The sequence below is a fragment of the Sphingomonas sp. CFBP 13603 genome, assembly GCF_014892665.1.
Lineage (GTDB): Bacteria > Pseudomonadota > Alphaproteobacteria > Sphingomonadales > Sphingomonadaceae > Sphingomonas.
This window is the reverse complement of sequence record NZ_JADBIA010000007.1, coordinates 21,310-34,444: the sequence shown is the minus strand read 5'-3', so window position 1 is coordinate 34,444 and position 13,135 is coordinate 21,310. Positions and strand designations below refer to the sequence as shown.

Annotated in this window: 8 protein-coding genes; 7 read left to right on the top strand and 1 reads right to left on the bottom strand. The window is 66.3% G+C overall.

Annotated features, from left to right (window positions below; genetic code table 11):
* The first annotated feature begins 61 nt into the window (after window positions 1-61).
* Genes IFR23_RS12120 through IFR23_RS12110 form a run of 3 tightly spaced genes read left to right on the top strand, consistent with a single transcriptional unit; the run spans window position 62 to window position 3,501 of the window.
* A complete protein-coding gene (locus tag IFR23_RS12120; protein ID WP_192976146.1) occupies window positions 62-853 on the top strand; it encodes a glucose 1-dehydrogenase in 792 nt (263 codons plus the stop codon).
* Entirely contained in the window at window positions 846-2,669 is a 1,824-nt protein-coding gene (locus IFR23_RS12115) for a glycoside hydrolase family 15 protein (RefSeq protein ID WP_192976145.1), read from the top strand. Before IFR23_RS12120 ends, IFR23_RS12115 begins: the two co-directional genes overlap by 8 nt.
* A gap of 28 nt (window positions 2,670-2,697) precedes the next feature.
* The gene (locus IFR23_RS12110) at window positions 2,698-3,501 is read left to right on the top strand and encodes an SDR family NAD(P)-dependent oxidoreductase (protein ID WP_192976144.1); all 804 of its coding nucleotides are present in this window, start codon (window positions 2,698-2,700) and stop codon (window positions 3,499-3,501) included.
* Window positions 3,502-3,633: 132 nt separating this feature from the next.
* On the opposite strand, the gene IFR23_RS12105 is transcribed toward IFR23_RS12110, so the two are convergent.
* Window positions 3,634-4,737, bottom strand: a complete 1,104-nt coding sequence (locus IFR23_RS12105) for an NADH:flavin oxidoreductase/NADH oxidase (protein WP_192976143.1) — start codon at window positions 4,735-4,737, stop codon at window positions 3,634-3,636.
* A gap of 182 nt (window positions 4,738-4,919) precedes the next feature.
* On the opposite strand from IFR23_RS12105, the gene glgX reads away from it, so the two are divergent.
* The 4 genes from glgX to treY are packed head-to-tail and all read left to right on the top strand — an operon-like array spanning window position 4,920 to window position 13,133.
* Window positions 4,920-7,022: a glycogen debranching protein GlgX gene (glgX, locus tag IFR23_RS12100; protein WP_192976142.1), complete on the top strand. Its 2,103-nt coding sequence runs from the start codon at window positions 4,920-4,922 to the stop codon at window positions 7,020-7,022.
* Window positions 7,019-8,722, top strand: a complete 1,704-nt coding sequence (gene treZ, locus IFR23_RS12095; RefSeq protein ID WP_192976141.1) for a malto-oligosyltrehalose trehalohydrolase — start codon at window positions 7,019-7,021, stop codon at window positions 8,720-8,722. Before glgX ends, treZ begins: the two co-directional genes overlap by 4 nt.
* Window positions 8,719-10,695: a 4-alpha-glucanotransferase gene (gene malQ, locus IFR23_RS12090; protein ID WP_192976140.1), complete on the top strand. Its 1,977-nt coding sequence runs from the start codon at window positions 8,719-8,721 to the stop codon at window positions 10,693-10,695. The genes treZ and malQ overlap by 4 nt, the downstream gene beginning before the upstream one ends.
* Window positions 10,692-13,133, top strand: coding sequence for a malto-oligosyltrehalose synthase (treY, locus tag IFR23_RS12085; protein ID WP_192976139.1), 2,442 nt, complete (start codon window positions 10,692-10,694; stop codon window positions 13,131-13,133). Before malQ ends, treY begins: the two co-directional genes overlap by 4 nt.
* The last annotated feature ends 2 nt before the right edge of the window (window positions 13,134-13,135 follow it).

Sequence of the window (13,135 nt, the reverse complement as noted above, 5' to 3'; positions counted from 1 at the left end):
GCAGGGAGAAATGCCGGAGGGCGCGCGTTAAGCCGCGACAATCCCCAGCGAAAGACCAGCCATGCACATCGACCTGACAGGACAGGCCGCGATCGTCACCGGCGCGAGTTCCGGTCTCGGCCGCGCCTCCGCCATCGCCTTCGCCAAGGCCGGCGCGAAGGTTGCGGTCAACTACAACAGCAGCGCGGACAAGGCGCGCGAGGTGGTCGAGGCGATCGAGCAGGCGGGTGGCGAGGCTTTCGCCTGCGAGGCGGATACGTCGGACGAGGCGGCGGTGCTGAAGCTGTTCGACGAGACGGTCGAGCGTTTCGGCGGCGTCGACATCGTCTTCGCCAACGCCGGCATGCAGAAGGACGCGGCCTATGCCGACCTTACGCTGGAGGACTGGAAGCGCGTCATCGACGTCAACCTGACCGGCCAGTTCCTCGTCTCGCGCGAAGCCGTGCGGCGGTTCCGCAAGCAGGGCGACCGCGGTGTCAGCCGATCGATCGGAAAGATCCTGTTCATGAGTTCGGTGCACGAGGTCATCCCTTGGGCGGGCCATGCGAACTACGCCGCGTCTAAGGGCGGCAGCGGGATGCTGATGCGGACGCTCGCGCAGGAGATCGCCGGCGACCGCATCCGCGTGAACGGCATCGCCCCCGGCGCGATCGCTACCGAGATTAACGAGGATGCGACCGCCGACCAGGACAAGATGCTCGAACTGATCCCCTACGGCCGCATCGGCGACCCCGAGGACGTGGCCCGTGCGGCCCTGTTTCTCGTGTCGGACGCCGCGGACTATATCGTCGGATCGACGCTCACCATCGATGGCGGCATGAGCCTGTATCCCGGCTTCCGCGATAATGGATAAGCATGGCATATCGATCGCGGACCACGGCGCGATCGGTAATCTGGAGACGATCGCGCTGGTCGATACGGCGGGCACGATCGACTATCTCTGCTGGCCGTGCCTCGACACCGCGTCGGTGTTCGCGCGGTTGCTTGATGGCGAACAGGGCGGGCATTTCTCGGTCGAGCCCGATCTGCCCGACGCGAACATCGTCCAGATGTACCTGCCCGAGACCAACATCCTGCTGACCCGTTGGATGGCGAACGCGGCGAGCGTCGATCTGGTCGACCTCATGCCGGTCGGGGACACTGCGGACGACACGCCATCGCGACTGATCCGCCGGCTCACCTGCACGCGCGGATCGGCGACGGTTCGCGTCCGCTGTGCGCCGCGGTTCGATTATGGCGTGATGGGACGCTCTGCCTCCGTGACGACCGCCCAGGCGGACGTATCGCGAGGGCGGTTCGATCACGAAAGCGGTCTCGCACTCGCGGTCCACGGCGCAGCGACGCTCGTCGCGGACGGTTGCGACCTGACCGCGGAGATCCATCTGAACGAAGGCGACACCGTCTCGCTGATCCTCAGCAATCCCGACGACGTCTCGCTCGATACCGAAGCGCTCGACGCGATCGTCGAGAAGGACGTCGCCTATTGGCGCGCATGGAGCCGCAAGTCGCGCTACCGCGGCCGCTGGCGCGAGACGGTCGAGCGCTCGGCGATGGCGCTCAAGCTGCTCACGTCGCGCAAGCACGGCTCGATCGCCGCCGCCGCGACGTTTGGCCTGCCCGAAGCGCATGGCGGCGTGCGCAACTGGGATTACCGCGCGACGTGGATCCGCGATTCCTCTTTCACTGTCTATGCGCTGCTCCGGCTGGGGTACCAAGGCGAAGCAGTCGGCTTCCTCCACTGGGCGATGGACCGCGCGCAGGCGTGCTCGAAGGGGCATCTCGGCGTGATGTATGCGCTCGACGGCGGCGAGATCGCCGACGAACGCAAGCTCGACCTCGCCGGGTTCGAGGGCGCGACCCCGATCGTCGTCGGCAACGAGGCGAAGGACCAGACGCAGCACGACATCTACGGCGCGCTGCTCGACGCGACCTATCTCGGCAGCAAATATGGCGAGCCGATCGCGCATGATTCCTGGGTCGCGATCGGCCGGATCGTCGATCAGGTCTGCGAGACGTGGGACACGCCGGACTCGGGGATCTGGGAGGTCCGCGGGCCGAAGAAGCATTATCTCCACTCGCGGCTGATGAGCTGGGTCGCAGTCGATCGCGCGGTGCGGCTCGCGCAGAAGCGTTCGCTGCCCGCGCCGCTGGTCCGTTGGTCGGAGACGCGGACGGCGATCCACGACGATATCTGGGCGAACTTCTGGAACGACGATCTTGGCCGCTTCGTGCGGGCGATCGGCGATGCGCCGGAGGATCTGGCGGTCGACGGCGCGCTACTGATGATGCCGCTGGTCCGCTTCGTCGGCGCGACCGATCCGAAGTGGCTCGCGACGCTGGAGGCGATCGGCGACGACCTGTCCGACGACGGGCAGGTCTATCGCTACCGGATCGACGACGGCCTGCCGGGGCAGGAGGGTACGTTCGTCGCCTGCTCGTTCTGGTACGTCGAATGCCTCGCGCGGGCCGGACGGCTCGACGAGGCGCGGCTGAACTTCGAGAAGCTGCTCGCGCATGGCAACCATCTCGGCCTGTTCGCCGAGGAGATCGCGCAGGACGGCAGCTTCCTCGGCAATTTTCCGCAAGGCTTCAGTCATTTGGCGCTGATCAGCGCGGCCTTCTACCTCGACCGTGCGCTCGACAGCGATGGTCCGCGCGAATGGGCATGACCTTTTCCACTGACGTAAGGACGACAGCATGAACCTCGATATCACAGGCAAGATCGCGCTCATCACCGGCGCGGACAGCGGCATGGGCAAGGAAACCGCCCGGATGCTGCTCCAGGAAGGCGTCCGCGTGGCGATCACCGACCAACCCGGCGGCGACCTCGACGCGAGTGTCGAAGACCTCAAGGCGCACGGCGAGGTGATCGCGGTTGAGGCGGATCTGACCAAGCTCGACGACGTGAAGGCGCTGTTCGACAAGGTTCGCGAGCAGCTCGGCGAACCCGACATCCTGGTCAACTGCGCAGGCGTGACCGGCGCGACCGGCGACTTCCTCGACGTCGACGATGCTGGCTGGCGGTCAACGATCGACATCAACCTGATGGGCGCCGTCCGCGTCTGCCGCGAAGCGATCCCGGCGATGCGCGCCGCCAAATGGGGCCGCATCGTGCTGATGAGCTCGGAGGATGCGGTACAGCCCTATGTCGACGAACTCGCCTATTGCGCGTCGAAGGCGGGCATCTCCAGCCTGTCGAAGGGGCTGTCGAAGGCTTACGGCTGCGACAACGTACTGGTGAACACCGTGTCGCCCGCCTTCATCGCGACGCCGATGACCGACAAGATGATGCAGAAGCGCGCCGACGAGAAGGGGACGAGTTTCGACGAGGCGATCGAGACGTTTCTCGAGGAGGAGCGGCCCGGCATGACGCTCAAGCGTCGCGGGACGGCGGAAGAGGTCGCGTCGGCGATTGTGTTCCTGTGCTCGCAGCGGGCCAGCTTCATCAACGGTGCGGATATCCGGGTGGATTCGGGCTCAGTGATGACGGTGGCGGGGTAAGCCTCACCTTTAACCGTCATCCCCGCGGAGGCGGGGACCCATACTGGCTGGCCGTCGTGATAAATTGCGAAGTCCGAGGGTATGGGTCCCCGCCTCCGCGGGGATGACGGAGTTGGGAGGGGGAGGTTGCCCTTACCCCTCGAACAAGTCCTTAAACTGCCGCGGCTGCGACCGGAGATACTGCTTCGGCGCCTTCACCTTACCCCCAAGATGCGCCGCCGCATGCCAAGGCCAGCGCGGATCGTACAGGATCGTCCGAGCCAGCGCGATCATGTCCGCATCGCCCGTCCCGACGATCGCCTCGGCCTGCTCGAAATCGGTGATCAGCCCGACCGCGACGACCGGGATCGACACCGCCTGCTTCACCGCCCGCGCGAGCGGCACCTGATAGCTCGGCCCGACCGGGATCTGCTGCTCGGGCGTGATCCCACCGCTGGACACGTGGATCGCACTGCACCCGCGCGCCTCCAGAGCCTTCGCAAACGCCACCGTCTGGTCGGAGTCCCAGCCGCCCTCGGCCCAGTCGGTCCCCGACACGCGCATCGTCACCGCACGCTCGGCCGGAAACGCAGCCCGAACCGCGTCATACACCTCGAGCGGGAAGCGCATCCGGTTCTCCAGACTGCCGCCATACTGGTCCTCGCGCCGGTTCGACAGCGGCGACAGGAACTCGTGCAGCAGATACCCATGCGCCGCATGCAACTGCACCGCGTCGATCCCGAGCCGCGCCGCGCGCACCGTCGCCGCCACGAACGCAGCGCGCACCCGCGCCAACCCTTCGGCGTCGAGCGCGACCGGCGCGTTCTCCTCGGGCAGGAACGGTACCGTCGAGGGCCCCTCGGTCTGCCACCCGTTCGGCTCGCCTGGTGCGATCTGGAGTCCGCCCTTCCACGGCACCTCGCACGACGCTTTCCGCCCGGCGTGCGACAACTGGATCGCGATCGGCATGTCCGACCAGCGCCGCACGCTCTCGATCACGCCCGCCATCGCCGCCTCGGTCGCGTCGTCGTACAGCCCGACGTCGCCGTACGTGATCCGCCCCTCGGGCAGCACCGCGCTTGCCTCGATCGTCAGCAGCGCCGCGCCCGACAGCGCGAGCTGCCCCAGATGGATCTGGTGCCAGTCGTTCATGCAGCCGTTGGTCGCCGAATACTGGCACATCGGCGCGATCACGATCCGGTTGGCGAGCGTCAGGTTGCCGACCTGGAGCGGCTCGAACAGTTTCGGCCCGCTCATGCGGCGATCGATCGGATGGTGGAAGGCATGCGCATGTCCCTTGATCTGTGAGAAGGTGCGGCGAAAACTCGCTGCTGCTGGCGGAACATAGGAACGGGCGGGCGGGTTTCACGGCAAGGAATGCTGCACCGCGATAAAGCCGCGCCCGCAGCGACGATTACGATACGAAAAGGGTCCTCGCATTGCATCTACTGCCCGACACGCTCGACGCCGGCTCGGCCTATCCCCTCGGCGCGACCTTCGACGGCCTCGGCGTCAACTTTGCGGTCTATTCCGCCAATGCCGAGAAGATCGAGCTCTGCGTCTATGACGAGACCGGCCGCCGTGAGCTGAAACGCTATCCGCTGCCCGAATGGACCGACGAAGTTTGGCACGGCTACCTCCCCGACGCGCAGCCGGGCCTCGTCTACGGCTATCGCGCGCATGGCCGGTACGCGCCCGAGGAAGGCCACCGCTTCAACCCGAACAAGCTGCTGCTCGACCCTTATGCCAAGCAGATGATCGGCGAACTCCGCTGGACCGACGCGATGTACGGCTACCAGGTCAAGTCACCGCGCGCCGACCTGAGCTTCGACAAGCGCGACAGCGCGCTGACGATGCCCAAGGGCGTCGTGACCGACAGCCATTTCGACTGGTCGCGCGACGTGCGCCCTAACACGCCCTGGTCCGAGACGGTGATCTACGAGGCGCATACCAAGGGCCTGACCAAGCTGTTCGAGGAGGTCCAGCCCTCCGAGCGCGGCACCTTCGCGGCGCTCGGCAACCCCAAGGTCATCGATCACCTCAAGCGCCTCGGCGTCACCGCGATCGAGCTGCTGCCGATCCACACCTATATCCAGGACCGCTTTCTCCAGGAGAAGGGCCTGCGCAATTATTGGGGCTACAACACCCTCAACTTCTTCACGCCCGAGCGCTCGTTCTTCGCGACCGACAGCCACGACGAACTCCGCCGCTCGATCCGCCGTCTGCATGCGGCCGGGATCGAGGTCATCCTCGACGTCGTCTACAACCACACCTGCGAAGGCTCGGAGCAAGGCCCGACGCTCTCCTGGCGCGGCCTCGACAACGCGAGCTATTACCGCCTCGTCAAGGACGACCCGCGCTATTCGATCAACGATACCGGCACCGGCAACACGTTGAACCTCACCAAGGCCCGCGTCATCCAGATGGTCGCGGATTCGCTCCGTTACTGGGCGACCAGCTTCGGCATCGACGGCTTCCGCTTCGATCTCGGCCTGACGCTGGGCCGGACGGATACCGGCTTCGATCCCGGCGCAGGATTCTTCGACGTGCTCCGTCAGGACCCGGTACTCGGCAAGCTGAAGCTCATCACCGAGCCCTGGGACATCGGCCCCGGCGGCTACCAGCTCGGCAACTTCCCCCCCGGTTTCGCCGAGTGGAACGACAAGTACCGCGACACCGTGCGGAAGTTCTGGCGCGGCGATCATGCGCAGCGCGCCGACCTTGCCGCGCGCCTGACCGGCTCCGCCGACCTGTTCGATCGCCGCGCACGCCGGCCTTGGGCGAGCGTCAACCTGCTCGGCGCGCATGACGGCTACACGCTCGCCGACACCGTCGCCTACGAAGAGCGCCACAACGAGGCGAACGGCGAGGACAATAACGACGGCCACTCGAACAATTGCTCGCGCAACTGGGGCGTCGAGGGCCCGACCGAAGACCCCGCGATCCTCGAGACACGGTCGCGCGTGATGCGCTCGATGCTGACGACGTTGTTCGCCTCGCTTGGCACGCCGATGCTGGTCGCGGGCGACGAGTTCGGCCGTACGCAGAACGGCAACAACAACGCATACTGCCAGGACAACGAGATCAGCTGGCTGGACTGGAACAAGGCCAAGTCCCCCGAGGGCGACGCGCTGATCGACTTCACCGCGCGCCTGATCGCCCTCCGCCGCGACTACCCGATGCTCCGCGCCGGCAACTTCCTCTACGGCGAGGACACGCCGGCCGAGGGGCTGAAGGACATCGAATGGTGGGACGAGCGTGGCTTGCAGCTCACGTCTGAGGACTGGGACAACACCAACGGCCGTGCGCTGGTGATGCGCCGCGCGTGCGAGCGGGAGTCGGGCGAAGTTCAGGTCATCTCGCTGCTGCTTAACGCGTCAGAAGGTCCGCTGACGTTCCACATGCCACCCCCGGCTGACGTCGAACGCACCGTGCTGATCGACAGCAGCAAGCCGGAGCAGGGTGCGACTTTAATCAAGGACAGCTACGAACTGCCGCAACAGGGCGCGGCGCTACTCTCCTGGACGATCGCAGCGGCATGACCTGGGGACCGACGCTCGCCGATGACGGGACGGTCTTCCGTCTCTGGGCACCTGACCGCGATGCGGTGACGCTCAAAATCGCCGATGGTGGCACGATTCAGATGACCCCCGAACCGAAGGGATGGTTCAGCGCGAAAGCTCCGGTCGGCGCCGGTGCTCGGTATCGATTCCGGCTGGCGGACGATCTGACCGTTCCTGACCCGGCTTCGCGTGCACAGGACGGCGGCGTCCATGGGTGGAGCGTGGTTGTCGACCAAGCCCACGCCTGGTGCACCCAGGACTGGCGCGGCCGACCATGGGAAGAGATGGTCATCCAGGAGGTCCATGTCGGCACGCTCGGCGGTTTCGCAGGCGTCGCGGACCACCTCCCGGCGATCGCCGAACTCGGCGTCACGGCAATCGAACTCATGCCCGTCAACGCATTCGGCGGCACGCGCAACTGGGGCTATGACGGCGTGCTCCCCTACGCTCCCGCAGAGAGCTACGGCACCCCCGACGACCTGAAAGCACTGGTCGACCGCGCGCACGAACTCGGTTTGGCCGTATTCCTCGACGTGGTCTACAATCACTTCGGCCCCGACGGAAACTACCTCGGCGCCTATGCAAAGGGCTTCTTCCACCCCGAAGTCGACACTCCCTGGGGTGGTGCGGTCGCGGTCGACCAGGCGCCGGTCCACCGCTATTTTGTCGACAACGCGCTGATGTGGCTGAACGAGTACAAGTTCGACGGCCTCCGCTTCGACGCGGTCCACGCGATCGAGAACGACGCCTTTCTCGACGCGATGGCCGCCGAACTGCGCGAGAAGACTAAAGGCCGCCACATCCACCTCGTTCTCGAAAACGAAGGCAACGACGCCGACCGTCTCCACCCCGCCGCGTTCGACGCGCAGTGGAACGACGACTTCCACAACGTCCTCCACGTCCTGCTCACCGGCGAGACCAGCGCCTATTACGCCGACTTCGCCGACCGCCCCGCCGACCGCCTCGCGCGTTGCTTGGGCGAAGGCTTCATCTACCAGGGCGAAGGCTCCACCAACCACGACGGCAAGCCCCGCGGCAAACCCAGCGCGCATTTGTCGCCGACTGCATTCGTCGCGTTCCTCCAGAACCACGACCAGATCGGCAACCGCGCGATGGGCGAACGCCTGACGCTGCTCGCCGACCGCCAGAAGCTCCGCGCCGCCACCGCGTTGCTGCTGCTCGGCCCACAGATCCCGCTGCTGTTCATTGGCGACGACCACGGCAGTGAAAGCCCGTTCCTGTTCTTCACCGACTTCCACGACGACCTCGCCGACGCGGTGCGCGAAGGTCGGCGCAAGGAATTCGCCAAGTTCGCCGCCTTCGCCGACCCCGAAGCACGCGAGGCAATCCCCGACCCAAACGCGCATGAAACCTTCCTGCAATCGCGAGCGCGGCCCGGCGCTGATGCGGCCGAGTGGCAGGACCTGTACCGTACTCTGCTCAAGATCCGACACGAGCAGATCATCCCTCGCCTGCGCGACACGACTGCAATTGGTGCCGAGGCTATCGGCGAGGGGGCGGTCGTTGCGCGCTGGAAAATGGGTGACGGCGCAATCCTGACAATTGCGCTCAACATCGGTGACGATGTCGTTGATTTTCCTGCAATAAAGGCTTCGCCAATCTTCGCCGAGGGCGAACCGGGGGAGGCTGCCAGCGTGGCAGTCTGGCTGGATCGATGAGCAGCCTCCGAACACTCGCGGTCGCGGCCAGCCTGCAACCCGAATGGCAGGACGCAGCCGGTCGTCGCCAGACCGTCGCCGACCACGCGTTACAGGCAATCCTGGATCGTCTCGTCCATCCGTCCGGAAGTGAAAAGCAGATCGCCGAAAGCCTCGCCGCGATCGAAGCGCGAGATGCGCGAGGCGTCCGCTTCTTGTCCGTCGATGTGGGAGACCCGATCCGGCTGACATCGAAAGTATCAGGCAGAGCCGAATTTACGTTCGAAGACGGTACGACGCGCTCCGTCACAGTCGATGATGGCGAGTTTAGTCCGATAAGCAAAAGCGGCTACCACAAGATTGAAATCAATGGCGAAGTCGTCGACATTCTCGTCGCGCCCCGCCGCTGCTACACGATCGCCGACGCGCTACCCGGCCGCAAACTCTGGGCGCCCGCCGTCCAGATCCCGAGCCTCCGCACCGACGCGCCGAAGGCGTTCGGCGACTTCGTTTCGCTAGCCGATGCCGCCCGAGCCTTCGGCCAACGCGGCGCCGATGCCCTCGCGATCAGCCCCACCCACGCGCTGTTCCCCGCCGACGCCAGCCGATACAGCCCCTACGCACCCTCGAGCCGGCAATTCCTCAACGGGCTCTACGGCGACCCGGCGGCATTCGGTGCACAATCCGACAGCCGCGACTTTCCCGAACTGATCGACTGGCACGCCGCGATTCCCGAGAAGCTCGCACGACTACGCAAGAGCTTCGATCAAGCGCTTTCACAGAATGAAGAAACCCTGACGACCTTCAGGCGGCAAGGTGGTGACGACCTCGAACGCCATGCCGAGTTCGACGCCCTCCACGCGCACTTCTTCGCGACCACCCGCGCACGCGGCTGGCAGCAATGGCCCGCCGAGTATCACGATCCCGCCAGCCCTACCGTCCGCCGCTTCGTCGCGCAGCATGCGGACGACGTCACGTTCTACATCTTCCTCCAATGGCTAGCCCGCCACGACCTCGACGCTGCGCAGATGGCTGCCAAGGATTCCGGCATGGCGATCGGCCTCATCGCCGATCTCGCCGTCGGTATGGACCCCGGCGGCAGCCACGGCTGGAGCCGGCGCAGCGACTTGCTGACAGGCCTCTCGATCGGCGCGCCGCCCGATCCGCTCGGGCCGGACGGGCAAACCTGGGGCATCACCGGGTTCGATCCGCAAGCGCTGCGCGATACTGCCTTCGCTCCCTTCATCGCGACGATCCGCGCGGCGCTCGCGCACGCCGGAGGCATCCGCATCGACCACGCGTTCGGCCTCCGCCGCCTCTGGGTCGTTCCCGAAGGCGCGTCGGCCGCTGAGGGCGCCTATCTCGACATGCCGTTCGAAGACCTGATGCGGATCATCGCGATGGAATCGCAGCGTGCCAAGGCCATCGTCATCGGCGAAGACCTCGGCACCGTCCCCGATGGCTTCCGCGAGGCGATGGACGCGCGCGCCATGCTCGGTATGCGGGTGTTGTGGTTCGAGCGCGACGCGGGCGGCTTCGTGCCGCCCGCCAAATGGTCGCCCGACGCGGTAGCGATGACCGGTACGCACGACCTTGCCACCGTCGCTGGCTGGTGGAGCGGCCGCGATATCGACTGGACGTGGGACCTCGGACGTAAGTCGGAAGCCGCCGACAAACCCACGGACCTCGCCACTCGCGCCGAGGACCGCGTCGCGCTCTGGGCTGCATTCGACACCGGCACCGAACAGCCCACCCCCGAAGACACCGATCCGGTCGTGGACGCTGCCGTTGCCCATGTCGCCAGCACGCCCTGCGCGCTCGCCATTATCCCGATCGAAGACCTCGCCGGGTTGGTCGAGCAACCCAACCTCCCCGGCACGATCGACGAGCACCCCAACTGGCGCCGCCGCATGCCCGACACGACCGAGGCGCTGCTCGCCCGCCCCGAAGTCGCCGCTCGCATCGACACGCTCAACGCCACGAGACCCACATGACTCCCTCCACCACGCCGCGCGCAACCTACCGCTTCCAGTTCCACAGGGATTTCACCTTCGCCGATGCCGAAGCGCTGGTGCCGTATCTGGACGAACTCGGGATCAGCCACCTCTACGCCTCGCCGATCACCACCGCCCGCAGCGGGTCGACCCACGGCTACGACGTCGTCGACCCTACCCGGATCAATCCGGAACTTGGCGGCGAACCCGCGTTCCGGAGCTTGGTTGCAGCTTTGCGCGCCCGCGACATGGGCGTCATCATCGACATCGTCCCCAACCACATGGGCGTAGCCGGTGGTGAGAACGGGTGGTGGAATGAAGTCCTAACACACGGTGAAGCCAGCGAATTCGCGCGCTACTTCGATATCGACTGGCGCGAGAAGCTCGTCCTCCCGATCCTCGGCGATCCGCTTGCCGAAACGATCGCGAGCGGCGCGCTCAAGGTCGAGCAGGTCGACGGCCGCTACGTCCTCGAAGCATATGGCGAACACCGCTTGCCCCTCCGCGACGAGGATCAGGCCAGCGCTGCGACGGACGACATCGCCGCGCTGATCGGCCACCAGCATTACCGCCTCGCCTCGTGGCGCGTGGCGAACGACGAACTCAACTGGCGGCGGTTCTTCACGATCAACGACCTCGCCGGCCTCCGCGCCGAAGACCCCATCGTGTTCGACGCCACGCACGCGCTGTATTTCCGCCTCTACGCCGAGGGCCTGATCGACGGCGTCCGCGTCGACCACGTCGACGGCCTGACCGACCCGGCCGGCTATTGCCAGCAACTCCGGGCTCGCCTCGACGCGATCGAGCGCCCCGTTGGCGCACCGGCTGGGCCCGCCTACATCGTCATCGAGAAGATCCTCGCCGACGGTGAACCGCTCAGCACCGACTGGGGCGTCGACGGTACCAGCGGGTACGACTTCATGGAGCAGGTCACCGCCTTGCTCCACGCGCCCGGTGGTGCAGAACCGCTAGCCGAACTCTGGGCCGACATAAGCGGCCGCTCTGCCGGCTTCGCGCCCGAGGAACTGCGCGCGCGGCAGGAATTGCTCGCGTGGCAGTTCGATGCGCAGCACCGCCGATGTGTCGAGGCGTTCGTGGCGCTGGCCCGCTCGACACCCGACTGCGATGGACTGACGAGGGGCATGCTCCACCGCGCGATCGAACGGCTGCTCTGGGTCTTCCCGGTGTATCGGACCTATGGAACGGGCGAAGCGGCGCCGCTCGCAGACGCCAGGATCCGCGACACCGTCCGCCAGCGGGTTGCAGAGTTCGTCCCGCCCGGCGAAGGCGCGGTCGTCGACCGGATACTGGGTTGGTTGGCAGGCGAGGGGCCAGGCGACGTCGCACTCGCCGCCGAAGCGGTTCGCAAATTCCAGCAACTCTCCGCGCCGATCGCGGCGAAGGCGGTCGAGGACACCGCGTTCTACCGCTATGGCCGTCTGCTCTCGCGCAACGACGTCGGGTTCGACGCCGCGCGTATGTCGCTCGATATCGACGCCTTCCACGCCGCGATGATCGAGCGCGCTCGGGACTGGCCGTCCGCCATGCTCGCCACCGCGACGCACGACCACAAGCGCGGCGAGGACGTCCGCGCGCGGCTCGCGGTGCTCAGCGAGATACCCGATCTTTGGCGTTCGCGTGCGGAGCATTGGCTCGAATTGGCTGACCCCTATGCGGAAGGCGTCGATCCCGCCGACACCTATATGCTGCTCCAGACGTTGTTCGGCGCATGGCCGACGAACCTTCGCGCGCCGGACGCCGAGGCCCTTTCGGAGTATGCCGAGCGGATCGTCGCGTGGCAGGAAAAGGCGTTGCGCGAAGCCAAGCTCCGGTCGTCCTGGGAGGCGCCGGACGAAGCGTACGAGACCCGCTGTCACGATCTGGCGCGGGCGCTTCTCGACGTAGAGCGGTCGGCGGCGTTCCTCGGCGACATCACGGCGTTCGTCGATCTCGTCGCGCCGGCAGCGGAGGCCAACAGCCTCGCGCAGGTAGCATTGCGTTACACCGTTCCGGGCGTTCCCGACCTGTATCAAGGCACCGAGACCGACGATTTGAGCCTGGTCGATCCGGATAACCGGCGGCCGGTGGACTATGCGGCGCGCCGGGAAATGCTCGCGACTGGGTCCGATCCGAAGGGAGCGTTAATCGGTCGCCTGCTGGCGCTACGGCGCCAGTATCCAGCGCTGTTCGCGGGCGGCTCGTACGAACCGATCGCCGTAACGGGTACACGAGCCGAGCACGTCATCGCATTTAACCGTGTGCATGACGGCATGGCGGTGCGGTGCGTAACGGCCCTGCGCAGCGCCGGACGTTACGTCGACGAGGTCAATGCCAGCGACTGGTGGGCGGATACCGCGCTGTCGTCCGGCGAAACGATCGCCGACCTGCTTGGCACGTCAGCCGTTTCGGTCGTCGTGTTGGATGCCGTAGCGAGCTGACC

Bases quoted from the DNA above. Each gene is read 5' to 3' on its own strand.
- IFR23_RS12120 (WP_192976146.1), top strand. From the start codon at position 62: ATGCACATCGACCTGACAGGACAGGCCGCGATCGTCACCGGCGCGAGT.
- IFR23_RS12115 (WP_192976145.1), top strand. From the start codon at position 846: ATGGATAAGCATGGCATATCGATCGCGGACCACGGCGCGATCGGTAAT.
- IFR23_RS12110 (WP_192976144.1), top strand. From the start codon at position 2,698: ATGAACCTCGATATCACAGGCAAGATCGCGCTCATCACCGGCGCGGAC.
- IFR23_RS12105 (WP_192976143.1), bottom strand. From the start codon at position 4,737: ATGAGCGGGCCGAAACTGTTCGAGCCGCTCCAGGTCGGCAACCTGACG.
- treZ (WP_192976141.1), top strand. From the start codon at position 7,019: ATGACCTGGGGACCGACGCTCGCCGATGACGGGACGGTCTTCCGTCTC.
- malQ (WP_192976140.1), top strand. From the start codon at position 8,719: ATGAGCAGCCTCCGAACACTCGCGGTCGCGGCCAGCCTGCAACCCGAA.
- treY (WP_192976139.1), top strand. From the start codon at position 10,692: ATGACTCCCTCCACCACGCCGCGCGCAACCTACCGCTTCCAGTTCCAC.